22 protein-coding genes are annotated in these 23,762 nt (G+C 66.9%); 12 read left to right on the forward strand and 10 right to left on the reverse strand.

Annotated elements, in window-relative coordinates:
• Position 1: 1 nt before the first annotated feature.
• From HDG39_RS15295 to HDG39_RS15320, 6 genes are all read right to left on the reverse strand, one after another.
• Positions 2–1,024, reverse strand: a complete 1,023-nt coding sequence (locus HDG39_RS15295; protein ID WP_018424618.1) for an AAA family ATPase — start codon at positions 1,022–1,024, stop codon at positions 2–4.
• 233 nt (positions 1,025–1,257) lie between these two features.
• Positions 1,258–2,262, reverse strand: coding sequence for a LysR family transcriptional regulator (locus HDG39_RS15300; RefSeq protein WP_184006704.1), 1,005 nt, complete (start codon positions 2,260–2,262; stop codon positions 1,258–1,260).
• A gap of 5 nt (positions 2,263–2,267) precedes the next feature.
• The gene (locus HDG39_RS15305; RefSeq protein ID WP_184006706.1) at positions 2,268–3,038 is read right to left on the reverse strand and encodes a hypothetical protein; all 771 of its coding nucleotides are present in this window, start codon (positions 3,036–3,038) and stop codon (positions 2,268–2,270) included.
• Positions 3,035–3,946 (reverse strand): substrate-binding domain-containing protein, encoded by a 912-nt coding sequence (locus HDG39_RS15310; protein ID WP_184006708.1) that lies wholly within the window; start codon positions 3,944–3,946, stop codon positions 3,035–3,037. Before HDG39_RS15310 ends, HDG39_RS15305 begins: the two co-directional genes overlap by 4 nt.
• A 31-nt stretch (positions 3,947–3,977) precedes the next feature.
• A complete protein-coding gene (locus tag HDG39_RS15315; protein ID WP_184006710.1) occupies positions 3,978–4,397 on the reverse strand; it encodes a c-type cytochrome in 420 nt (139 codons plus the stop codon).
• A 164-nt stretch (positions 4,398–4,561) separates the two neighbouring features.
• Positions 4,562–6,379, reverse strand: coding sequence for a methanol/ethanol family PQQ-dependent dehydrogenase (locus tag HDG39_RS15320; protein ID WP_184006712.1), 1,818 nt, complete (start codon positions 6,377–6,379; stop codon positions 4,562–4,564).
• A gap of 418 nt (positions 6,380–6,797) precedes the next feature.
• On the opposite strand from HDG39_RS15320, the gene HDG39_RS15325 reads away from it, so the two are divergent.
• The 9 genes from HDG39_RS15325 (at position 6,798) to HDG39_RS15365 (ending at position 14,849) form a co-directional block, all read left to right on the forward strand.
• Entirely contained in the window at positions 6,798–7,196 is a 399-nt protein-coding gene (locus HDG39_RS15325) for a 4a-hydroxytetrahydrobiopterin dehydratase (protein WP_090809095.1), read from the forward strand.
• A 273-nt stretch (positions 7,197–7,469) separates the two neighbouring features.
• The gene (locus tag HDG39_RS15330) at positions 7,470–8,495 is read left to right on the forward strand and encodes a beta-ribofuranosylaminobenzene 5'-phosphate synthase family protein (RefSeq protein WP_184006714.1); all 1,026 of its coding nucleotides are present in this window, start codon (positions 7,470–7,472) and stop codon (positions 8,493–8,495) included.
• A gap of 104 nt (positions 8,496–8,599) precedes the next feature.
• Complete coding sequence (locus HDG39_RS15335) at positions 8,600–9,526, forward strand: NAD(P)-dependent methylenetetrahydromethanopterin dehydrogenase (protein ID WP_184006716.1); 927 nt, start codon at positions 8,600–8,602, stop codon at positions 9,524–9,526.
• 11 nt (positions 9,527–9,537) lie between these two features.
• Complete coding sequence (locus HDG39_RS15340) at positions 9,538–10,761, forward strand: ATP-grasp domain-containing protein (protein WP_184006718.1); 1,224 nt, start codon at positions 9,538–9,540, stop codon at positions 10,759–10,761.
• The gene (gene mch / locus HDG39_RS15345; RefSeq protein WP_260327877.1) at positions 10,724–11,764 is read left to right on the forward strand and encodes a methenyltetrahydromethanopterin cyclohydrolase; all 1,041 of its coding nucleotides are present in this window, start codon (positions 10,724–10,726) and stop codon (positions 11,762–11,764) included. Before HDG39_RS15340 ends, mch begins: the two co-directional genes overlap by 38 nt.
• Positions 11,761–12,732: an ATP-grasp domain-containing protein gene (locus tag HDG39_RS15350; RefSeq protein ID WP_184006720.1), complete on the forward strand. Its 972-nt coding sequence runs from the start codon at positions 11,761–11,763 to the stop codon at positions 12,730–12,732. Before mch ends, HDG39_RS15350 begins: the two co-directional genes overlap by 4 nt.
• A gap of 5 nt (positions 12,733–12,737) precedes the next feature.
• Positions 12,738–13,628: a triphosphoribosyl-dephospho-CoA synthase gene (locus tag HDG39_RS15355; protein WP_184006722.1), complete on the forward strand. Its 891-nt coding sequence runs from the start codon at positions 12,738–12,740 to the stop codon at positions 13,626–13,628.
• Positions 13,629–13,824: 196 nt separating this feature from the next.
• Positions 13,825–14,334: a formaldehyde-activating enzyme gene (gene fae / locus HDG39_RS15360; protein ID WP_018424605.1), complete on the forward strand. Its 510-nt coding sequence runs from the start codon at positions 13,825–13,827 to the stop codon at positions 14,332–14,334.
• A gap of 137 nt (positions 14,335–14,471) precedes the next feature.
• Complete coding sequence (locus HDG39_RS15365; protein WP_184006725.1) at positions 14,472–14,849, forward strand: hypothetical protein; 378 nt, start codon at positions 14,472–14,474, stop codon at positions 14,847–14,849.
• Positions 14,850–14,928: 79 nt separating this feature from the next.
• On the opposite strand, the gene HDG39_RS15370 is transcribed toward HDG39_RS15365, so the two are convergent.
• Positions 14,929–15,435: a dihydroneopterin aldolase gene (locus HDG39_RS15370; RefSeq protein WP_018424603.1), complete on the reverse strand. Its 507-nt coding sequence runs from the start codon at positions 15,433–15,435 to the stop codon at positions 14,929–14,931.
• Positions 15,436–15,823: 388 nt separating this feature from the next.
• On the opposite strand from HDG39_RS15370, the gene HDG39_RS15375 reads away from it, so the two are divergent.
• From HDG39_RS15375 to HDG39_RS15385, 3 genes are read left to right on the forward strand one after another with little or no spacing between them, the layout of a single operon-like run.
• Complete coding sequence (locus tag HDG39_RS15375) at positions 15,824–17,878, forward strand: sigma-54-dependent Fis family transcriptional regulator (RefSeq protein ID WP_184006727.1); 2,055 nt, start codon at positions 15,824–15,826, stop codon at positions 17,876–17,878.
• The gene (locus tag HDG39_RS15380) at positions 17,875–18,495 is read left to right on the forward strand and encodes a flavoprotein (protein WP_184006728.1); all 621 of its coding nucleotides are present in this window, start codon (positions 17,875–17,877) and stop codon (positions 18,493–18,495) included. The genes HDG39_RS15375 and HDG39_RS15380 overlap by 4 nt, the downstream gene beginning before the upstream one ends.
• Entirely contained in the window at positions 18,474–19,856 is a 1,383-nt protein-coding gene (locus tag HDG39_RS15385; protein WP_184006730.1) for a DUF6513 domain-containing protein, read from the forward strand. The genes HDG39_RS15380 and HDG39_RS15385 overlap by 22 nt, the downstream gene beginning before the upstream one ends.
• 13 nt (positions 19,857–19,869) lie before the next feature.
• On the opposite strand, the gene rpe is transcribed toward HDG39_RS15385, so the two are convergent.
• From rpe to tkt, 3 genes are read right to left on the reverse strand one after another with little or no spacing between them, the layout of a single operon-like run.
• The gene (gene rpe / locus HDG39_RS15390; protein ID WP_184006732.1) at positions 19,870–20,577 is read right to left on the reverse strand and encodes a ribulose-phosphate 3-epimerase; all 708 of its coding nucleotides are present in this window, start codon (positions 20,575–20,577) and stop codon (positions 19,870–19,872) included.
• Between the two features lie 22 nt (positions 20,578–20,599).
• The gene (gene fba, locus HDG39_RS15395) at positions 20,600–21,637 is read right to left on the reverse strand and encodes a class II fructose-bisphosphate aldolase (RefSeq protein WP_184006734.1); all 1,038 of its coding nucleotides are present in this window, start codon (positions 21,635–21,637) and stop codon (positions 20,600–20,602) included.
• Positions 21,638–21,681: 44 nt separating this feature from the next.
• A complete protein-coding gene (gene tkt / locus HDG39_RS15400; protein WP_184006736.1) occupies positions 21,682–23,733 on the reverse strand; it encodes a transketolase in 2,052 nt (683 codons plus the stop codon).
• Positions 23,734–23,762 lie beyond the last annotated feature (29 nt).

A 23,762-nucleotide genomic window follows, 5' to 3' on the forward strand; every position in this document is an offset into this window, starting at 1 on the left:
GTCAGCGAGGCACGGCGACGTTCGCGACGATCCGCGCGATCAGCGCCTCGGCCAGCTCCTGGCGGCGCAGCTCGTAGATCGGCGTGAAGAACACGCGATGCCCCAGCGCCGGCAGCAGCACTTCGTGAATGTCCTCCGGAAGCAGATGCGTGCGTCCCGCGAGCCACGCGACCACGCGCGCGGCCCGCAGCAGCGCGCTCATGCCGCGCGGACTTGCGCCCGCGAGAATCAGCTGTTCCATGTCGACGCCGTCGAGCGCGATGCCGAAGCGCGCCGGCGTTTCCGTCGCCTGCCAGATGTCGTGCACGTAGCGCTCGATCGTCTCGCTTGCCTGCACACCCTGCTGGATCGCCGCGCCGATCCGGTTCAACTGCTCCCACGGCACGATCGACGGAGTCAGCTGCGCGAGCAGGCCGTCGACGTCATGGAACCTCGTGTCGAAGACGAGGCTGCGCCGCGCGTCCTCGTCGGTCGGCGTCGGCATGTTCAGCTCGAACAGGAAGCGGTCGCGCGCCGCCGACGCGAGCTCGAAGGTCTCTTCCTTCTCGACCTTGTTGCGGTCGGCGTAGACGGTCATGTGCGGAAAGCGGTGCTCGCGGTCGAACGCCCACACGGAACGTTCGGCCATCGCGCGCAACAGCAGCGATTGCACCTGCGGACGCGCGCGATTGATCTCGTTGAAGAAGAAGGTGGTCAGCTGCTCGCCGTGGCGCAGCAGCGGGCCCGGTTCGATGCGCGGCTTGCCGTCGGCATCGACGTAGGTGTGATAGACGAGGTCGCCCGGCATCAGATCGATCGTCCCTTCGACGCGCTCGAAATCGCCGCCAACCACGCGCGCGAATGCCCGCAACACGGTCGTCTTGCCGACTCCGACGCCGCCTTCGAGCAGCACGTGGCCACGTGCGAACAACGCGACGTTGATGAGCCTCAGCGTTTGCTGCTGACCGACGACGACTCTCGCGACTTCGTTTTCGATCCGCTGGGCGTGAGAACGCCAGTCCTGAAGCTGCTCGCCAGAAACCATCGCTGCGATCCCCTTCCGTGGTGGCTGGCGTTTATTTGCACGACGCCCGAACGTCGACGCGCTTCCAGGCTCGCCAGCCTTCCGTTCAAGCACGGTTTATGCCGATCGCGCGCACGGGACCCAGGAGTTAAATCGAATGCGAAAAGTTGGCAGCCTGTCACGACAGCCGGGTACAGACTGTGCCACGTTCACCAGCAAGCCGACCGGCGCAGTCGCGCAACCCGCGCATAACGCTACCGCTGCGCGCCGACCGGCGGTTTCGCAAACACCCCTGCAAACTGCGCATATTCCTGCTCCAGATGCACCGCCGCATGCTCGAGCAGAAACTGCCGGAACATCACGCTGGTCGGCGAAAGCTGCTTCGTGCGCAGATGCACGACCTGCCACGTGCGTTCGATCGGCGTGCCGTTCACGTCGAGCAGCGCGATCTCGCCGGTGCGCAACTCCAGCTGCAACGTATGCAGCGAGATCAGACTCACGCCCATGCCCGCCATCACCGCCTGCTTGATCGTTTCGTTGCTGCCGAGCGTGACGGTTTTCGCGGGTGTGAACAGATGTTGCCGGAACATCGCCTCGGCGGCCATGCGCGTACCCGAGCCCGGCTCGCGCAGCAGGAAGGTGTCGCGGCGCAACTCCTGCAGATCGAAGCGGCGCGCGCCGCACAGCGGATGATCGAGCGGCGCGATCACCACCTGAGGATGACTCGCGAGCGGCTCGGCCGTCGTATCGAGTTCGGGCGGCGGGCGGCCCATGATCGCGAGATCGATCGCGTTGTCCTGCAACAGACGCAGCAACGCGTCGCGATTGCCGACCGAGAAGTGCACGTCGACCTTCGGGTATAGATGCGAGTACATCGCCAGCAGTTTCGGCGCGAAGTAGGTCGCCGAACTGACGATGCCCACGTTGATCGAGCCGCTGTCGGCCTGCTTCAGCGACATCATCGCGTCTTCGGTGTCCTTGATTTCGCCGAGAATGCGGCTCGCGTGATGGGTCAGCACCTCGCCCGCTTCGGTCAGCGTGAGCTTGCGTGCGACGCGCTCGAACAGCCGCAGGCCGACCGCCTCTTCGAGCTGATGAATCTGCATCGACACCGCCGGCTGCGTCAGATGCAGCTCCTCGGCCGCGCGCGCGAAACTCGTATAGCGGCTCGCGACGACGAAAATCTGCAACTGCCGCAGGGTCAGCGTGCGAACGAAATTCAGCTTGACCCGGTTCGTCGCGAAACTCGCGTTCTGCATTTGATTCAGCGACTCGCTCGCGGCGCATTCGATGACGGTTTCGTCGGCGCCTTGCCCGAAGGCAACTTGTTCAGTGCGGACTGAAAGCTCAACGACTCCGTATGCGCCGGATGCGCAAAGTCGTTGTTGGGACCCGGCACGTCGGTGCGGATCTGCACGACCTGGCCCGGCACGCCGTCAGCAAGCAGGAACGTGTAGCGTTTGCCCGTGTATTGCGCGAAGCGCGCCGCGTTCGGATCGTTCAGATAAGGCTGCACGACGATGCGCCGCGCGCTGACCGGCTTGCCGCCGAACTCGCTCGGCACGCTCTCGATCTGCGGCCCCGCGGCGAGCGCGAGACGCAGACGCTGCTGAAAATAGCGGCGCTGCCCGCCGGTGAGACCCTGCATCTCCGCGATGTCGTGTTCGAGAAAATAAATGATTGCCGGATTGCACTGCAGGCCGCCGATCGGCAGGTTCACGCTGCCGCTATGGTCGGACACCTGTGCGTCGCCTTTCGCGTTGTTCTCGCTCAGCACCAGCACCTTGACGACATCGGCGCTGCGCGACGGCTGCCCGGAATCGATCAGCGTGTAGTCGAGTTCGGTCTGCGCGGCGACGCCGTGAAGATGATCGGTCAGAAAAATCAGCCGCTCGGCTGGCGTGATCTCGTCGCCGCCCGGCGCCGACGCCGGGCTCGCCGCACGCGCGGCGGCCGGCGCGAGACACAGCACGCACAGCGTCCCGATCAGCGCGGCGCGTGCCGCGCGCAGCCAGGCGCCGCGCGCGCGCGTCATTGCGATGCGTCGCCGGGCTTCGCCGCCGGCGCGTCGACCGGTTTGAGCATCGGCACCTGGTAGGTCGCGAGGATGCTGTCGATCTTGTCGTGATTCGCGCCGATCCATCGATCCACCTTGTCCTTCCAGTCCTTCTCGCCGTAGCGCACACCCATCGAAATCGTGTAGTCGAAGCGGATGCCGGGCCCCGGCGGGAACGGCACGAGTCTGACCGAATCACCGGCGCGCTTCGCGAAGTAGCCGGCGATCGGCCCCCACAGAAACACCACGTCGACGTTGCCTGCGCGCAGGTCGTGTTCGATCATCTGGCCCGGGTACACGGCCGGATCGCCGCTTTGCACCTGGTACGACACCGCCTGGTCGATCAGGTTGTGGCCGAGCAGCCAGTCCACCGCGGGAGTTTGCGAAAAGATGCCGAAGCGCAGCTTGTGCAGTTGATCGGGCGGCAGCTTCAGCAGGTCGTCGGGCGTCTTGATGCTCGCGAACTCGGGGCGGTTCGGCAGCACCATTGCGTAGGTCGAGCGCAGATACGGCTGCGTCGTCGACGTCATGTCATAGCCCTTCGGCACGCCGATGATCAGGTCGCAGCGATAGCGCTCGCTGCCGTCCTCCTTCTCGCGCAGCGTGTGGCGCACGAAGCCCATGCGCTGCGGAAAGTACGTGTATTCGAGCTTGTAGCCGAAGTCGCTCGCCATCTGGGCCGCGATGCGGTTCTCGTAGCCCTCGCCCTTGTCGTTCGACAACGGCATGTTGTTCGGGTCCGCGCACACCCTGAGCACGCCGTCCGCGCCGTCGTTGTTCGGCAGCGCGGGGCCGTCCGCCCGGACCGCGGCGCTCGCGAGCGCCGCGCCGCACAACGCGGCCGCGATCACGCTGACATGCACGGACATGCTTCTCTTATCACGCATCGTGAGCCTCCGGAAGAATGACGGCACGGCGTTATTTGGCGTCGATGGCCTTCAGATCGCCCGGCTTGATCTGTCCATCGGAGCGCCCTTTCAGGTACGCGTAGAGGTTTTCCCAGTTCTTCTGCATCATCTGGCTCGTGCTGAAATCGGGCATGCCCTTGTCCACCCGGCCGCCGAACACCGTGCGATGAAACTCGGTCTTGTCCAGCGTCTTGAACGCGTCGATCAGCGACGGCCCGACCATGCCCTGCTGCTGCGCGCCGTGGCAGCGTTCGCAAGCGAGCGCGCGCCACGTCTTCCAGCCAAGCAGCGTATTACTGTCCACCTTGGTGCCGTCGACCACCTTGTACGCGACCTGCGCAATCGAAGGATTGTTCTGCGCGTATGCGACGGGCAGCACGACGAGCGCTGCGGGCAACACGGTGAGCAACAGGATAGATCGGCCTTTCATGCACATGTCTCCATCTTCAGATAAGCCGCGCCCCGATGCGCTTGATCAACGCATCCACCAAACGGGCACGGTCGGGGGTGATTCACTGCTGTTGCCAGGCTGGCGGGGCGGCCATGCCGGTCAAGGCCGCCCCGCTCGTTCAGCCCTTCATTTCAGCCGTTGGTTCAGCTCTTTTCGCTCGGAATCGCGAACACGAACAGCGTGCCGCCCAGCGCGGTGTACTTGGCGAGATCCTTATAGCCGCCGACCGCGCCCAGACCTTCGGTCGGCTTCTCCAGACCTGCCGCCATGCCGATGCCGGCCCAGCCGCCGATGCCCGAATACACGCCGACGTACTGCTTGCCCTGATACTCATACGTGAAGACGTTGCCGATGATTCCCGACGGCGTCTTGAAGCGCCACAGTTCCTTGCCGTCCTTGATGCGCACCGCCTTCAGGTAGCCTTCCAGCGTGCCGTAGAACGCGATGCCGCCCGCAGTCGCCAGCACACCCGACCACACCGAGAACCTCTCCGGCTTCGAGTAGACGATCTTGCCCTTGCTCGCATCCCACGCGATGAAATTGCCCATCGCGTTGCCCTCGTTCGGGCCCGGATACATCGACAGCGTGGCGCCGACATACGGCTGTCCCGACACGTAGTCGACATCGAACGGCTCGTAGTCCATACAGACGTGATTGGTCGGCACGAGGAACAGGTGCGAGTTCGGATCGTATGCCGCCGGTTGCTGGTCCTTCGAACCGAGTGCCGCCGGGCAGATGCCCTTCACGTTGTGATCGGACCCGGCCGCCTGCGTCGAGTACGCCGCGTTGCGGATCGGCAGGCCGCTTTTCAGATCGACACGGTCGGCCCAGTTCACCGCCGGGTCGTACTTCTGCGCGACCAGCAGCTGTCCGGTTTCGCGATTGAGCGTATAGCCGAAGCCGTTACGGTCGAAGTGCACGATCGCGGGCACCTGCTTGCCGTTGATCGTCAGATCGGACAGGATCATTTCGTTGACGCCGTCATAGTCCCATTCGTCGTGGGGCGTCATCTGGTAGACCCATTTGGCCATGCCGGTATTCAGGTCGCGCGCGAAGATCGACATCGACCATTTGTTGTCGCCCGGACGTTGCGTCGGGTTCCATGTGCCCGGATTGCCAGTACCGTAGTAAATCAGGTTGAGTTTCGGATCCCACGCATACCAGCCCCACGTGGTGCCGCCGCCGAGCTTCCACTGATCGCCCTTCCATGACTTGATCGACGAATCCGCGCCCACCGGCACCATCTGGCCGTTCGAGTACGTCATCGTCTTTTGCGGGTCGAGCAGCATGTCGTTGTCGGGGCCCGTGCTGTACGCGGTCCAGGCCGGTTTGCCGGTCTTGATGTCGTACGCGATCAGACGTCCACGCACGCCGAACTCGCCGCCCGAGATGCCGGTGAGCACCTTGTCGCCGAATACGTGCGGCGCGTTGGTGTTGGTTTCGCCGGCTTTCGGATTGCCGTTCTGCGCGGTCCACACCACGTCGCCCGTCTTCGCGTTCAGCGCGACGAGCTTGGTGTCGGCCTGCTGCAGGAAGATCTTGCCGTCGCCATATGCGAGACCGCGATTGACGGTGTCGCAGCACATCACGGAGACGACCTGTTCATCCTGCTTCGGCAGATACTGCCAGAGGAACGTCTGATCCTTCAGGTTGACCGCAATAACCTTGTTCGGAAACGGGGAGTGGATATACATCGTGTCGCCGATCACGAGCGGCGCGCCTTCATGGCCGCGTAGCACGCCGGTCGACATGGTCCATGCGACCTGAAGTTTGCCGACGTTGTTCTCGTTGATCTGCTTGAGCGGGCTGTAGCGGTGATTCGCATAATCGCCCGCCTGGGTCGCCCAGTTGGCTGGGTTTTTCATCAGCCCGTCGAGCTGCGAATCGGCCTGCGCAGCCAGAGAGCCAAAGGCTGCGGATGCGAGGATCGCGAGCCCAAGAACTACAGTGCGTAAGTTCATGTCTCCTCCAGAATTGTCCTGCTGTTCAACTCACGAATGACCCACGCTACCTCATCGCATCGTGCGCGCCTTCTCGAGTGCAGGTAACGATTAACGCGCTATCCCGATTCGATGTCGGGCTTCGCGGCGCATGAACGGCCGACGCATATTCCATGCCGGAATAGCGGCAACGTTTGCCGCTATTGGCTGCGCTGGCCCGGCGACTCGGCACGCGCGAGGTGTCGCGGCGCTCGGGCGTTGCACGCCGATGCTTGCATGGCGGTAAGCTGAAGGGCCTGCGTCACGCGATGCGGCACATACTGTGTCACTTGCGTGATACGAATCGTGTCCTTTGCGAATCACACGCCGCGGCACCGGCCTGTCACTTGCAACGATGCTTCGTTCGGCGATCGATTCGCGCATTCGAGGAGCAACAGCCATGGCAAACACCGAGCACGTCTATACCGACGAAGAGATCCAGCAGCGCCTCGTCGGTCCGCTGCAGCACTGGTATCTGGAAGATGGCTGGCTGCGGCGCAAATACCGCACCGAAGGCTGGAAGGGAACGCTGATGGTGGTCAACACCGTCGGCCACCTCGCGGAAGCCGCCTGGCACCACCCCGACCTGACGGTCTCGTACGCATTCGTGACCGTGAAGCTGAAGACGCACAGCGCCAAGGGCATCACCGACAAGGACTTCGCGCTCGCGACGAAGATCGAATCGGTGGTCCACTGGCAGCCCGGCCTCGAGGACGGCCCGCTCGAAGGCACGCCCGCCGACGATCAGCGCTTCCGCTATATCAAGTACGACGCGCCCAAACCCGCGCAAGGCAGTTGACACGCGTTCCTGTCGCCGGATGAAACAGCGCGTGACACAGTGCGCCTTCGGCGTCACACAGCGTCCATGCGGCGGCGAAACCGCGTGGGGCGCGGCGTGCCCGTTTAGAGGTTCCAGTGGGCCGAACCCGCGGCGGCGGCCGTTGCGCGTGCCTGGTACGGCTTTCGCTTGACGTCGCCGGGCGCACTATCGCTGGAACCCGCGACGCGTTGCGGACGCCCCGCGGCCGAACCCGGTCTTGCGCACCCGCAAGGACACCTGAGGACACTCGAGATGCCGCTTCAGCTCCGCCGCCTGCCGCCACGCGCCCCCATCACGATCGATGCGCCCGCGCGGCTGCATTTGGGCTTTCTCGATCCGAACGCGTCGCTCGGGCGTGCGTTCGGCAGCCTGGGGCTCGTCATCGATACGCACGGCACGCGGATCGAAGCTCGGCTCGCCGAACGCGAGCAGATCGGCGGCGTGGCCAGCGAGGCCGAGCGCGAGCGCATCGCGCTGAGTCTCGCGCGGCTGCAGGCTGCCTACGGACCGGCGACACTCGCGATCGACGTGCTGGAGGCGCCGCGCGCGCACACCGGCCTCGGCTCCGGCACGCAGCTGGCGCTGGCGGTCGGCACCGCCTTCGCGCGCCTCGTCGGCCAGCCGGCGACGAGCGCCGAGCTCGCCAGTCTGCTCGGGCGCGGCGCCCGCTCCGGCATCGGCATACTCGGCTTCGAGTGCGGCGGCCTGCTGCTCGATGGCGGCCCGCCCGGCGATCTGCGCCAGAGCATGCCGCCGCTGCTGTCGCGCCAGCCGTTTCCGCAGCCGTGGCGCGTGCTGCTCGTCAGCGACAACAGCCGCGAGGGCTTGCACGGTACCGAGGAACGCAGCGCGCTCGCATCGCTCGCGCCGTTTCCGCGGCGGCTCGCCGCGCATCTGTGTCATCTGGTGCTGATGCAGATCCTGCCCGGCGCCGCCGAACATAACTTCGCGCCGTTCGCGCACGGCCTCACCGAGCTGCAGCAAACCATCGGCGAATATTTCGCGAGCGCGCAAGGCGGCGTGTTCGCGAGCCCCGACGTCGAGCGCGTACTGCGCGCGGTCGCCGCCGAACGCACCGCCGGCATCGGCCAGACCTCGTGGGGCCCGACTGGCTTCGCGGTGCTCGCGAGCGCGCGCGAGGCCGACCGCGCGCTCGCGACCGCGCGCGCCGTCGCGAGCGCGCTGCCGCATATCGAGTGCAGCGTCGTCGCGGGCCGCAACAGCGGCGCGGCGATCAGCGGCGCCGAGGCGCGCGCGCCGCACATCGACGCCGCATGATGCGCTGCACCGCTCAGGCCGCCGCCTACGTAAGACGCTGCCTCGCGCGGCGCGGCCTTGCCCTTGCGCCGTCCCCGAGATTGCCACTAAAACGAGCCCCTGCCATGTCAGAAACCATTGAAAGGCCCTACATCCTGCACATGTTCACGGCCACGCCGCAGATGAGTCCGTTCGACGTCAACATGGCCGCCGACGCCGGCTATCAGGTCATCGTGCCGTATTGCAACGTCGAAGCGCGCATGGTCGCGAATCTGACGCAGGACGCGATCTTCTCGCGCGGCCCGAAAGGGGTGTCGCGCACCGGCATCTTCATCGGCGGACGGGACGTGATGCAGGCCGCCGACATGCTCGACACCGCGCGCCGCGCGATGGTCCCGCCGTTCGAGGTCTCGGTGTTCGCCGATCCGAGCGGTTCGTACACGACCGCGGCCGCGCTCGTCGCGCTGGTCGAGCGGCATCTGGGCAAACAGCACGGCGTGGAGTTAGGCGGCAAGCGCGTGCTGATTCTCGGCGGAACGGGCGCGGTCGGGCGCATCGCGGCGGCGATCGCCGCGTCGCGCGGCGCCGACGTGACGATCGCGAGCCACCACGACCGCAATCGCGCGCTCGGGGCCTCGGCCGAAGTCAACGAGCGCTTCGGCATCTTCACGAACGGCATCAGCGCCACGACGCCCGACGAACTGCGCGGCGCGCTCGCCGACGCGGAAATCGTGCTCGCCACCGCCGTCGCGGGCGCGCAGGTGGTCGGCAAGGACGACCTCGTGCATGCGAAGCGCCTGCTCGTCGCCGCCGACGTCAACGCGGTGCCGCCCGAAGGCATCGCCGGCGTGAACGTGATGAACGACGGCAAGCCGATCGACGGCGTGCCGAACGCGGGCGCGGTCGGCATCGGCGCGCTGGCGATCGGCAACGTCAAGTATCAGGTCGAGCATCGCCTCTTCATGCGCATGCGCACGGGCGGCAAGCCGGTCTACCTGGGCTTCCCGGAAGCCTACGACGAGGCCCGCGCGGTCGCGGCCGGTCTCGGCTGAGCGCGGTCGTCATGAAGTCGCACCGGCCGCTCATGCATGTGCCGATCGTCGCGGTCGTCGGGCAGTCCGCGCGCTTGCTCGCGCAGTCCGCGGCGCGCGACGGCCTGCATGTCGCCGCGCTCGATATCTTCGGCGACCGCGACACGCGCGAGGCCGCCGAGCTATGGTTCGACATCGGCCGTGGTGATGGCGCGCTCGGGATCGACCGGACGCGGCTCGTCGATGCGCTTGCGCGTGTCGCGCGCTTGCCGGGTTTGCTTGGCTGGATCGGCGGCAGCGGGCTCGAACCTTTGATGCCTCAGTTGTGCCGCGAATCCGGCTTGCCGCGCTTTCTCGGCAACGCTGCCGAGGCGATCGCGGCCGTCCGCGAGCCGCGGCGTTTTTTCGCGCTGCTCGACGCGTTGCGGATTGCGCATCCGGCTGTGTCGTTCGAGCGGCCCGCGACGGCCGAGGGCTGGCTGTTCAAGCAGGCGGATGGTTGTGGCGGAACGCATATCGAGGCGGCCGACTCGTTCCATTTAACGACCGACTCCGCGCACGGCTACTTCCAGCGCATTGGCCGAGGCCGCTCGCTGTCGGCGCTTTTCATCGGCGCGCACGGCAGCGCGCATCTGATCGGTTTCGCCGAGCAACTCACCTGCGCGATCGGCGATCTGCGCTTCGTGCATGCGGGCTCGATCGGGCCGATCGACTTGCCGCCAGCGCTCGTCGCGCACGCGCAGCAAGCGCTCGACGCGCTGTGCGCAAACACCGGCCTCGTCGGCATCAACAGCTGCGACTTCCTGTCGGACGGCACCTCGTTCGACGTGCTCGAAATCAACCCGCGCCCTTCGTCGACGATGGCGCTCTACGAAACCGCGTCGCCCGATGCATGGCCGGCCGGCCTGCTCGCCTGCCACCTCGACGCGTGCCGCCACGGCCGCGCGCCGTCGGCCGCGAGCCTCGCGCTCGCCCGCGCGCCGCGCTGGCGTGCCGGTCAGCGCGTGCTGTTCGCGCAGCGGCCGTTCAGCGTCTCGGCCGCGTTCTCCGACGCCTGCCTGCGCGATCCGCAATGCCGCGACGTACCGATGCCGGGCACCCGCATCGACGCAGGGCAGCCGGTCTGCACGCTGCACGTGCGAACGGCATCGGTGGACGCGGTGTTCACCGCGCTCAACGCGCAGCACGAACGCGTCGTCCAACGAATCGAAACCTGCGATGAACCCGACCATGCCTGCCTCCACGCCCACAGCTGAGACTTCCCCGCCCGCCGCGTTGCCGAGCGTGAACGCGCTTTCAGAGCGCCTCGTAGCACGGCTCGTCGATCAAGCGGCACAGCTCGGCGTCGCACTGACGCGCACGCGCGATGGCACCGTGATCGCGGACGCCGGCGTCGACGCGCGCGGCGGCCTCGACGCCGGCGTGCTGATCGCGCGCATCTGCATGGGCGGTCTCGGCCGCGTCGCGGTACGCGCCAACTTCGACGCCGCGCCGCTCTGGCCGACGATGCTCGAGGTCAGCACATCGTCGCCGGTGCTCGCCTGTCTGGGCAGCCAGTACGCGGGCTGGAGCCTGTCGGCGACCAGGGAGCAGACCGGCGGCAAGAAATTCTTTTCGCTCGGCTCGGGGCCCGCGCGCGCGCTCGCGGTCAAGGAGCCGCTATTCGACGAACTCGGCTATCGCGACCGTCACGAGCGCGGCGCGCTGGTGCTCGAAGTCGACCGCCTGCCGCCGCAGGTCGTGATCGACAAGGTGCTGCACGATTGCGGCCTCGCGCCCGACCGCCTGACGCTGATCGTCACGCCGACACACTCTGTCGCGGGAACGGTACAGGTCGTCGCCCGCGTCGTCGAAGTTGCGCTGCACAAGGTGCACGTGCTCGGCGTGCCGCTCGATGAGATCGTCGCGGGGACGGGCTCGGCGCCGCTGCCGCCGCCCGCGCCCGACGGCATTCAGGCGATGGGCCGCACCAACGACGCGATCCTGTACGGCGGCCGCGTGCACTTGACCGTCCAGCACGACGAGATCGCGCAACGTCTCGCCGACACCCTCCCCTCCGCCAATTCGCGCGACTACGGCCGGCCGTTCGCGGACGTCTTCACGGCCGTCAACTTCGACTTCTATCAGATCGATCCCGCGCTGTTCGCGCCCGCCGAGGTGTGGGTCAGCAGCCTCGAAAGCGGCGCGACCTATCATGGCGGCCGGCTCGACGGCGGCCTGCTGCGCAAACAGTGGGGCGGCGAGTCCGTCGCGCGATGACGATCACATCAGGCGTGCGCATCGCGATCATGACCGACGAAACCGGCTGGCACACCGGCCGGCTGAAAAAGGCGTTCCGCGCGCGCGGCGCCGAAGCGCGTTGCGTCGATCTCGCGGATTGCCGCATCGACACCACGTGGCTGCCGCACGGCCTCGCGATCCCGGGCTTCGGCCGCACGCTGCCGGACGCGGTGTTCGTACGCGGCATCGCCGGCGGCAGCTTCGAGCAGGTGACGCTGCGGCTCGGCATCCTGCACGCGCTGCGTGAATCGGGCGTGCCGGTGTACAACGACGCGCGCGCGATCGAGCGCAGCGTCGACAAGTCGATGACGAGCTTCCTGCTGCATCGCGCGGGCGTGCCGACACCGGCCACCTGGGCAGGCGAATCCGCCGCGTTCGCGCAACGCGTACTGATGCGCGAAGCGGCCGCCGGCCGTCAGGTCGTGCTCAAGCCGCTGTTCGGCTCGCAAGGCCACGGGCTCAAACGGCTCGGCGCGCGCGGCGCCGTGCTCGCGCCATTGCCGTCGCTCGCGCGTTATCGGCACGTCGCTTATCTGCAGCGCTTCGTCGCGAGTGGCCGGCCCGGCTTCGACTGGCGCGTGCTGGTGATCGGCGGCAAGGCGGTTGCGGCGATGCGGCGCAGCGGCGGCAAGGGCTGGATTCACAACGTCGCGCAAGGCGCGCGCTGCGAGCCCGCCGAGCTCACGGTCCCGCTCGCACAGACGGCAGTGCGCGCAACCGCCGCGCTCGGGCTCGACTACGCGGGCGTGGACCTGATCCCGAATGCCGACGACGCCGCGCTGCCCCTCGTGCTCGAAGTCAACGGCGTGGCCGCGTGGCGCGGTTTGCAGTCGGTCGTGCCGCTCGATGTCGCGGCGGCGCTCGTCGACGATCTGCTCGATCGCAGGCTGGCTGAACAAGCCGCTAGCGCGGGGTTGCCTGAGCAGTCGCCGCAGCGCCGGGCTTGAGCGCGATGCCCGACACTCATGCGATTCCCGTCGAGCACGCGCGCGCGGCCTTCCTCGAAGCCTGCGCGCTCGACGTCACCACGCCGAAACCCGGCAACGTCAGCACCCAAAGCCCCGGCCACGGCATGCACGCGGCCCAGTTCCTCGCCAGCGCGGACGCGTCGCTCGATGCGCTATTCGCGCGCGGCGAGCGCGTCGGACAGCGCATTCTCGACGCGGTCACGCGCACGCGCGCGGCCGTCGGCTGCAATACGAATCTCGGCATCGTGCTGCTGGTCGCGCCGCTCGCCGCGGCCCTCGACGAAACCGGCGAACCGCCGGTGTCGGCGCAAGCGTGGCGCGCGGCCGCCGGCGACGTGCTGAGCCGGCTCGACGTCGAAGACGCTCGGCTTGCTTACCGCGCAATCGCGCTCGCCAATCCCGGCGGCCTCGGCGACGCGCCCGAGCAATCGGTCCACGCACCGCCGACGATCGGCCTGCACGACGCGATGCGGCTCGCCAGCGAACGCGACAGCATCGCGCGGCAGTACGCGAACGGTTTCGCCGACCTGTTCGACACCGGCCTCGCCGCCTACTTCGAAGCCTTGAGACCGACGCCCGAACCCGCGCCCGCCGATCCAGGCGAAATCGCGATGCTCAACGTGTTTCTCACGTTCCTGGGCGGCTGGCCCGACTCTCACATTGTGCGCAAGCACGGCCTCGCGCTGGCGCAGAGTGTCACGCTCGTGGCACGCGAACAGCACGCGCGCTGGCGCCAAACGCGATCCGCCGCGCGCCGCCCGGCAAGCGATCCGCAACTCGATGCTTGGGATGCCGAATTGAAGGCTCGCGCGATCAATCCCGGCACCAGCGCTGACCTCGCGGTGGCCACGCTTTTTCTTGCGCGCTGTGTCTAAGGGCGCGGTTAACCCTGAATCGTCTGGACTGAACACGACCCGAACAGGCGCGCCAGCAGGCCCTTTGCCACAACTGGCACGGAACCTGTTAGTTAGTACGGCCGTGCATTCCCGCACCGCTCTCGCGATGCTGATCTGGACGATCGCGGGCGGCGCCTCGTCAGCAGGTCCATACCTACTCTTTTGGAGGAACAGAATGGCCAAGATCAACCGCGTCATGATCGGTGAGTCGCTCGTCGGCGACGGCAACGAGGTCGCGCACATCGACTTGCTGATCGGACCGCGAGGTTCGGCTGCGGAAACCGCGTTCTGCCACGCCCTCACCAACAACAAGGACGGCTTCACGTCGCTGCTCGCCGTCGTCGCGCCCAATCTCATCACGAAGCCCAATACGATCCTGTTCAACAAGGTGACGATCAAAGGCGCCAAGCAGGCCGTGCAGATGTTCGGCCCGGCGCAGCACGCGGTCGCGCTCGCGGTGGCCGACAGCGTCGAGGACGGCACGATCCCGCAGGAAGAGGCCGACGATCTGTTCCTTTGCGTCGGCGTGTTCATCCACTGGCAGGCCGAGGACGACAAGAAGATCCAGCAGTTCAACTATCAGGCGACGCGCGAGGCGATCAAGCGCGCGGTCACCGGCGACCCGAGCGCGGCTGAAGTGGTGGCGAAGAAGGGCAGCGTCGCGCATCCGTTCGCGCCGAACTGACGGCGCGTGCAAGCGCAGGAGACGCGGCGCCGTTGCAGGCGCCGCCTGCTCGCGCATCCCGTCGCCTCGCGGCCGCAAGGCACGCATCTCGCGCAGCGGTTCGCGAAGCAGGTTCAATGCTCTCGCAGAGGCATTCAATGACCAACAGATGTCGCGCGCTTCTCGCCTTTACCTCGCTCGTGCTCGCCGCGCCGCTCGCGTGGGCGGGCGGCTACAACTATCCGACCGAGGGTCGCGTCGAATACGTGCTCAGCTGCATGGACGATAACGGCCACGATTTCGCGAACGTCTACAAGTGCTCGTGCGTGATCGACAAGATGGCCGCGTCGTTGCCGTACGACGAATTCGTCGACCAGTCGACCTTCTCGAAGTACGCGACGCTAGGCGGCGAAGGCGGCGCGGAATTCCGCGTCGACCACGCCAAGGCGCAAACCAAGCGCTTCCGCGCGCTGCAAACCAGCGCATATCAGACATGCGGACTCGGTCCGCAGAAATCGTCGACCGTGGCTAAATGACCACGGCCTGAAACGCGCCGGGCGTTCTGCGCGCCCGGCTCGGCGCCCCCGGCTAGGCGCCCCCCGCTCGGCGCGCCCCTCAATTCGGCACCAGCCCCTCGCCCAGCGACGCGTACCGCGCGAGACCCACGGCCGCCGCGGAGCCATCGCCGCGACGCCGCTCGATCTGCACGCCGACGGCCGCGAGGTCGGCGAACTTGGCCGGCTTCGCGAGCGACACGCGCACCCAGTGCGCGCCGAAGTCGGCGATCAGCAGTTGCGCGATCGTCTCGGCAAGCGCTTCCAGCAGCCGCACGCGATGCGACGCGAACAGCTCGAGCAGCGCCCCGCGCACGGCCGCGTAGTTGACCGTATCTTCGATCCGGTCCGTCGCGCAGGCGCGGATCGCTGGCACGCCGATAGCCAGGTTCACACGCACCGGTTGCGCAACATGCAACTCGCTGCTATCGATACCGATGACCGTCTGGCCGATGAAGTTTTCGATGAATACGATGTCGAGGCGCTCGGGCAACGCGCCGACTTGCGAGCCGGGATCGGCGCCGAGGCTGGAAAATGCGGCAAGGCGAACAGTATCGAAACGATCCATGATTTGATCTCCGCCGCGGCGCGGCCCAGGATTGAACAGCCAGTGATGACGAGCGAAACGATGCAACAGTAGAACAGTAGAACTGAACGACGCGCGGCACACTCTGTGCCGAAGCTGCGACAGGCATGCAATCTGCAACCCGTTTAACGCGTCGCTCATCGAGAAAAGCAAATTCCGGGCACAGTGAGGTAAACCCAGTGTGACTTTCTGTTGAACCAATCCTGCATCGGGCGTACAGTTTTAAACACCCGCCTCGTAGTAGGGCCGGTCGCGAGGGCGCAGGCGAACCGAGATTCCGCCGCACCAAGGGCAGGCAGGCTTGATAAAGCGGCATTCGCGGCGTGCGAAGCAGTCACGCTGCCGAAATGACGCAACGGAGACAAATCCCATGTCGTTGCTCGCTGACAGCAGTACGCACGTCCGGGAAGTTCTGAACGTGGTCAACCATCAGTTGACCACGCGCCCGACAAGCGAACCCGTAGCTCAGTCGTGGACGCGCTGCATCAACGAATTCCAGCTGGACCCCGCGCGTTTCGTGCCGCCGCCGGTGCTCACCGAGTACGAACTCAGCGCGCGCCGTGAGGCGCTCGGCGATCTGATCGCGTGTTCGAAGCTCGAGATGACGACGCTCTACCAGCAACTGGCCGATCCCGAGCTCGCGGTCGTGCTCGTCGATTCTGGCGGCGTGATCGTGCATCAGGTGTCGTCCGTGCCGTTCGCCGAGGCGGTCGCCGTCGACGGCTTTCGCGTCGGCGCGCTGTGGAGCGAACGCGAAGCCGGCACCAACGGCATGGGCACCTGTCTCGCGGAGCGCGACTGCATTGCCGTCTGTCAGAACGAGCACTTCTATCCGCGCTATACGTCGCTGACGTGCTCGGCTGCGCCGATCTTCGACGATGGCGGCGAAATCGCCGGCGTGCTCGACGTCACGAGCCGCTCGAAGCTGCTGCAGCAGCACTCGCTGGTGCTGGTCGGCATGTCGCGGCAGATGATCGAAAACCGTCTGCTCGATGCGCGTTACCGGCACGCCAACATGATCCATTTCCACAGCCGCCCGGAATTCGTCGGCACGCTGCACGGCGGCAAGCTCGCGGTCGGCGACGACAGCACCGTGCTCGCCGCGAATCGCAGCGCGCTGTTCCAGCTGGGCTTCCGCTCGCTGAGCGAGCTGCGCGGCCGGCGCATCGAGGAAGCATTCAACGCGTCGCTCGAAGACATGATCGCGCGCAGCATCCGGGGCTCGTTCCATCCGGTCACCGTCTACAGCGCAAACGCGACGAACCGCTTTTTCCTCGTCGCGCAGACGCCGCAGAACGCCACGGGGCGCGTGACGCGCGTGCTCGTCACCGACTCCGCCATGCGCGCCAACGCCTCCGAAAAACACGAGAAACATCCGCCGATGCCGAAGCTCGACGAGATCGCGCACCTCGAATTCGGCGACCCGCGCATGGCCTCGCAGATCCAGTTGGCCGCGCGCGTGATTCAGCGCAAGATTCCGATCGTGCTGCGCGGCCAGACCGGCACCGGCAAGGAAGTCTTCGCACAGGCGTTGCATAGCATCAGCCCGCACGCCGCCGGTCTGTTCGTGCCGGTCAACTGCGCGTCGCTGCCGGAGAACCTGATCGAGAGCGAGCTGTTCGGCTATCGCGCGGGCGCGTTTACCGGCGCGCAGCGCGAAGGACGGCGCGGCAAGATCGTGCAGGCCAACGGCGGCACGCTGTTTCTCGACGAGATCGGCGACATGCCGCTCGTGTTGCAGGCACGCCTGCTGCGCGTGATCGAGGAACACGAGGTCACGCCGCTCGGCGCCGAGACCACCGTCAAGGTCAATTTCCAGCTGATCAGCGCGAGCCACCGCAATCTGCTCGAACTCGTGCAAAGCGGGCAATTCCGCGAGGATCTGTACTACCGGCTCAAGGGCGTCGAGCTGAATCTGCCGGCGCTGCGCGAGCGCGTCGACAAGCTGCCGCTGATCCATCATCTGCTCGCGAACGAAACCGACGATCCGCCCGATCTGACACCGGAAGCCGAACACGCGCTGCTGACCTACGCGTGGCCCGGCAACATCCGTCAGCTGCGTCACGTGTTGCAGATGGCCATCGCGCTGTCCGACGGCGAGCCGATCCGCTGCGAGCATCTGCCGCCCGAGGTCACGCAACGCACGTCGGCGGTCGACCTGCCGATCGCGCTGCGCCTCGCGAACGCGGACATGGACGGGCATCTCGCCGACGAAGCGGACATTTCTTCGCTGAACGCGATCCAGCTGAACGAGCGCGAAACGGTGCTGTCGCTGCTCGACGAGCACCGCTGGAACGTCAGCAACGTCGCGAAGGCGCTCGGCATCAGCCGCAATACGCTGTATCGCAAGATGCGCCGGCTGCACATCCGGCTGTCGCATGAAGGTTCGCCGGCCGACGGCATGCCGTTCGATCTCGACGCATGACGCAGTCGTCCCCCAGCGAGACTGCTCGCAAGGGCGCCCGCGATCTCGCCGACTTCAAGCCGGATGCGCACTTCGCGTGGTGCGTGACCGGCTCCGGTCATATGCTGGAAGAATCGATCGCGCTCGCCCGGCGCTTGCCCCTCGTCGATCTGTTTCTGTCCGCGGCGGCCGAGGAAGTGCTGCCGCTCTATGGCTGGTCGCTCGACAAGCTGCGCGAACACTTTCGCGTACTGCGCGACAACAGCGCGAGCGGCGTGCCGGTCGGCATGCTGTATCACGGCATCTATCACACGGTCGTGATCGCACCCGCCACCAGCAACACGGTCGCCAAATGTGCTCACGGCATCTCGGATACGCTGCCGACCAATATGTATGCGCAGGCCGGCAAGCAATGCATCCCCGGCATCGTCTTTGCGTGCGACACCGAACCGAGCGTGATCACGCATAGCCCGGACGAATGGGTCGAACTGCGGCCACGGGCGATCGAACTCGACAACGTCGAGCGTCTGGCGCGCTTCGAATACACGACGCTCGCGCGCTCGCTCGACGAACTCGAAGCGGCGCTCACCCAACGCCTCGCGACCCTCGACCTCGCATGGACCACCTCCTCTTCCTGACCGGCCGGCTTGCCGAACCGAGCCTGCGGCGCGTGCTCGACGGCATGGCGCCGACGCCGTTCAGTTGGGAGGTGCGCGAAATCGGCCTGCAAGTGGCCGGGTTGATGACCGCCGACCTGATCCAGCGCCGCGTGAGCGCGCCGCTCGCCGCGCAGCGCGTGATCGTGCCGGGCCGCTGCCGTGGCGATCTCGACGCGCTGAGCGCGCACTACGGCGTGCCGTTCGAACGCGGTCCGGAGGAGGTCAAGGACTTGCCGCAGTTTTTCGGCCGCAAGGCGAAGCCGTTCGATCTGAGCCGCTACGACACGGAGATTTTCGCGGAGATCGTCGATGCGCCGCGCCTCGACCTCGACGGCATCGCGGCAAGGGCGCGCGAGTATGCGGCCCAAGGCGCGGACGTGATCGACATCGGCTGTCTGCCGGACACGGCGTTTGCGCATCTCGAAGACGCGGTGCGGCGGCTGAAGGCCGAAGGCTATCGCGTCAGCGTCGATTCGATGCGCAACGACGAACTGCTGCGCGGCGGCCGCGCGGGCGCCGACTATCTGATGAGCCTGAACCTCGACACGCTATGGATCGCCGACGAAGTGCCGTCGACGCCGATCCTCGTCGCGCGCGAACCGGCCGACCCCGCTTCGCTCGACGCCGCGATCGACGCGCTGTCCGCGCGCGGCCGCGCGTTTCTCGCCGATCCGATTCTCGATCCGATTCCGTTCGGGCTGGCCGCGTCGATTGCGCGCTATGTGCGTTTGCGCGAGCGCTATCCCGACATCGCGATCATGATGGGCATCGGCAACGTGACCGAACTGACCGAGGCCGACACGAGCGGCATCAACGCGGTGCTGCTCGGCATGGCGGCTGAATTGCGCGTTGGCGCGGTGCTGGCGACGTCGGTGAGCCAGCATGCGCGGCGCGCGTTGCGCGAAGCCGATGTCGCGCGCCGCGTGATGCATGCCGCGCGCGATGCGCAGGTGCTGCCGAAGGGCATCAGCACCGAACTCGCGACGGTCCACGCGAAACGGCCGTTTCCGTATAGCGCCGAAGAAATCGACGAATTCGCGCGCGGCGTGCGTGACCCGAATTTCCGCGTGCAGATCAGCGCCGACGGCATCCACGTGTACAACCGCGACGGCCATCGTCGCGGCGACGATCCGTTCGCGCTGTACCCGCAGTTGAACCTCGAAACAGACGGCGGCCACGCGTTCTATATGGGCGTGCAGCTCGCGCGCGCCGAGATTGCATGGCGGCTCGGCAAGCGCTTCGATCAGGACCAGCCGCTCGACTGGGGCTGCGCGGTCGAGCGGCCTGAAGAAGATCTCAGCGCATGGTGCGCGCCGGGCGAGACGATGAAAAAGCGCTGAAACAGCAGCGCCATCACTGCATGGCGGCCACCCCCGCGGGTTCGTCGACAGTAGCCAGTTCGCCGCGCATGCCGCGAATCGCCTGCGCGCGATCGCCCGCACCGAACACGGCCGACCCGGCAACGAACACGTCCGCGCCCGCCGTGGCGACACGCGCGATGTTCGACGCCTTCACGCCGCCGTCCACTTCGATCAGCAAGGGCCGCCCGGTGCGCTGCATCGTCGTGTCGACGCGCTCGCGCAGCAGCCGCAGCTTGTCGAGCGTTTCGGCGATGAATGCCTGGCCGCCGAAGCCCGGATTCACCGACATCACCAGCACGACGTCGAGCATCTCCAGCACGTGATCGAGCGCCGCGAGCGGCGTCGCCGGATTCAGCGCCAGCCCCGCGCGCGCACCGTGCGAGCGGATCAGTTCGATGGTCCGATGCACGTGCTGCGTCGCCTCCGGATGAAAACTGATCAGGTTCGCGCCGGCCTCGGCAAACGCCGACACCAGCGGATCGACGGGCGTGGTCATCAGATGCACGTCGAACGGCAGCGTCGTGTACGGCCGGATCGCCGAGCACACGAGTGGGCCGACCGTCAGGTTCGGCACGTAGTGGTTGTCCATCACGTCCAGATGAATCCAGTCCGCGCCGGCCGCCGTCACGTCGCGAATCTCGTCGGCGAGCCGGGCAAAATCCGCCGACAACAGCGACGGAGCAATCAGGAATTCGCGCATTGCGTTCTCCGTGGCAGTGGCGTTAGTGGTAGCGGCTCGCCATCGTATCGAGCGGCAGCGGCTTGATGCGCGCCGCCTGCCCCGCGCAACCGAACGCCTCGAATCGCTCGACGCAGATCGCGCTCGCCGCGGCGGTGGCGGCCTTCAATGCCGCGCGCGGATCGAACTCCGCGCGCGCGTTGGCGAGCGACCTGCGCATCGCGCCGCTCATCGCGAGACGGATGTCGGTATCGATGTTGACCTTGCGCACGCCGTGCGCGATGCCGCGGCGGATTTCGTCGACGGGCACGCCGTAGGTGGTCGGAATCTCGCCGCCATATTCGCGGATCACCGCGAGCCATTCCTGCGGCACCGACGACGAACCGTGCATCACCAGATGCGTGTTCGGAATGCGCGCATGGATATCGGCGATCCGGTCGATCGCGAGGATGTCGCCGGTCGGCTCGCGGCTGAACTTGTACGCGCCGTGCGACGTGCCGATCGCGATCGCGAGCGCATCGACGCCGGTTGTGTCGACGAAGCGCCGCGCCTCATCCGGATCGGTCAGCAGGTGCTCGCGTGTGAGCTTGCCTTGTGCGCCGACGCCGTCCTCTTCGCCTGCCGTGCCGGTTTCGAGCGAACCGAGACAGCCCAGCTCGCCTTCCACCGACACGCCGACCGCATGCGCGGCGTCCACCACGCGCCGGCTCACCTCGACGTTGTAGTCGTACGCGGCGGGAGTTTTCTGATCGGGCAGCAGCGAGCCGTCCATCATCACCGACGTGAAGCCCGAGCGGATCGCCTGCTGACACACCGCGGGGCTCGCGCCGTGATCCTGATGCAGCACGAGCGGAATGTCCGGGTGCGCTTCGAGCGCGGCGAGCACCAGATGGCGCAGATACGGCTCGCCGGCGTACTTGCGCGCACCGGCCGACGCCTGCAGGATCACCGGGCTATCGGTGGCCTCGGCCGCGCGCATGATCGCGTGAATCTGCTCCATGTTGTTGACGTTGAACGCGGGCACGCCGTAGTCATGTTCGGCCGCGTGATCCAGCAGTTGCCGCAGGGTGATGAAGGCCATTGCGTGCTCCTCGATATGAAATGAAATCTTTGCGAGCGGCGGGCTCAACGCGCGCGGTCCGCGATGCGCCGCGCTTCGTCGATCACCGCCTGCGCGTTCAGCCCGAAATGCTCGAACAACGCGGCGGCCGGGGCCGATTCGCCGAACGTATCGATGCCGACCACGCCACCGTCGAGCCCGACGTATTGCCGCCAGAACGCGCGCACGCCCGCCTCGATCGCGACACGCGGCACGCCCGGCGGCAGCACGACGTCGCGCCAGGCGCGCGGTTGCCGGTCGAACGCGGTGGTCGATGGCATCGATACGACGCGCGCGGCAATACCGGCGGCCGCGAGCGGCGCGATCGCATCGAGTGCGAGAGAAACTTCCGAGCCGGTGGCGATCAGAACGATGCGCGCCGGTGGCTCTTGCCCTTCTTCGGCGGGCCAATCGCGCAACACGTACCCGCCACGCGCAATCGCGGCGACCTGTTCGGCGGAGCGCGTCACGAAGCGCAGGTTCTGCCGGCTCAGCAACAGACACGACGGCCCGTCCCTTTCCACCGCGCCGACCCACGCCTGCGCGGTCTCGACGGTGTCGCACGGACGCCAGACGTCGAGCCCCGGAATCAGCCTGAGGCTCGCCGCGTGTTCGACCGCCTGATGCGTGGGTCCGTCCTCGCCGAGTCCGATCGAGTCGTGCGTGAACACGAAGATCGAGCGCGTCTTCATCAGCGCGGCCATACGCAACGCGTTGCGCGCATAGTCGGAGAACGTCAGGAAGGTACCGCCGAACGGCAGGTAGCCGCGATGCAGCGCGATGCCGTTCATCACCGCGCTCATGCCGAACTCGCGCACGCCGTAGTGCACGTAGTTGCCGCCGCGCAGACCGTTTTCGTCACAGCGGACATCGACCGCGCCCGGCCAGTCCGTCAGGTTCGAACCGGTCAGATCGGCCGAGCCGCCGAGCAGCTCCGGCAGGCAGCGCGCGAGCGCGGCGATCGCCTTTTGCGAAGCCTTGCGCGTCGCGATCGATTCGGCCGCGCAATCCGCATCGCGCAGCAGCGCGCGAACCGTGTCGTGCCAATGCGCGGGCAAGCTGCCTTCCATACGTCGTTCGAATTCGGCGGCCTCCATCGGATAGTGCCGGCGATACGCGTCGAAACGCGCGCGCCACTCGGCTTCAGCGGCGGCACCGCGCTCGCTCGCGTCGAAGTTCGCGCGAATCTCGCCGGGAATCTCGAACGGCGGATACGGCCAGCCGAGCGCGCGGCGAGTGCGTTCCACCTCGTCGGCGCCGAGCGGCGCGCCGTGTACATCGTGCGTGCCGGCCTTCGACGGCGCGCCCTGGCCGATCACCGTGCGGCAACAGATCAGCGTCGGCCGGCCGGTGGCGCGCGCCGCGTGCAACGCGCGATCCACCGCATCGGCGTCGTGGCCGTCCACCTCGCGCACCACGTGCCAGCCATAGGACGCGAAGCGCGCGGGCGTGTCGTCGCCGAACCATTGCGCGACGTGGCCGTCGATCGAGATGCCGTTGTCGTCGTAGAGCACCGTCAGCTTGTCGAGCTTCAGCGTGCCCGCGAGCGACGCCGCTTCGTGCGAGATGCCCTCCATCAGGCAGCCGTCGCCGACGAACACGTAGGTGCGGTGATCGACGATCCTATGCCCGGGCCGATTGAACTCGCGCGCGAGCAAGGCCTCGGCGAGCGCCATGCCGACGCCGTTCGCGAGCCCCTGGCCGAGCGGCCCGGTGGTCGTCTCGACGCCTGGTGTCACGCCCACTTCGGGATGCCCCGGCGTTTTGCCGTGCAACTGGCGAAAACGCTTCAATTCGTCGATAGGCAGGTCATAGCCCGTCAGATGCAGCAGTCCATAGAGCAGCATCGAACCATGCCCGTTCGACAAAACGAACCGATCGCGGTCGGGCCAGGCTGGATTACGCGGGTTGTGCTTCAAATGCCGGTCCCACAATGCGACCGCGATCTCGGCCATGCCGAGCGGCATGCCAGGATGTCCCGACTTCGCGGCTTCCACCGCATCGATCGCGAGCATGCGCAGCGCGTCGGCCATCGAGCGCGTGGCGGGTGCGTCAAGCGGTTGCGCGACTGCACTCATCGAATCTCTCCTTGCGAAATGAACCTCGG

Origin of the sequence: Paraburkholderia lebeckiae, from assembly GCF_014201005.1 — a bacterium.
Taxonomy (GTDB): Bacteria; Pseudomonadota; Gammaproteobacteria; order Burkholderiales; family Burkholderiaceae; genus Paraburkholderia; species Paraburkholderia tuberum.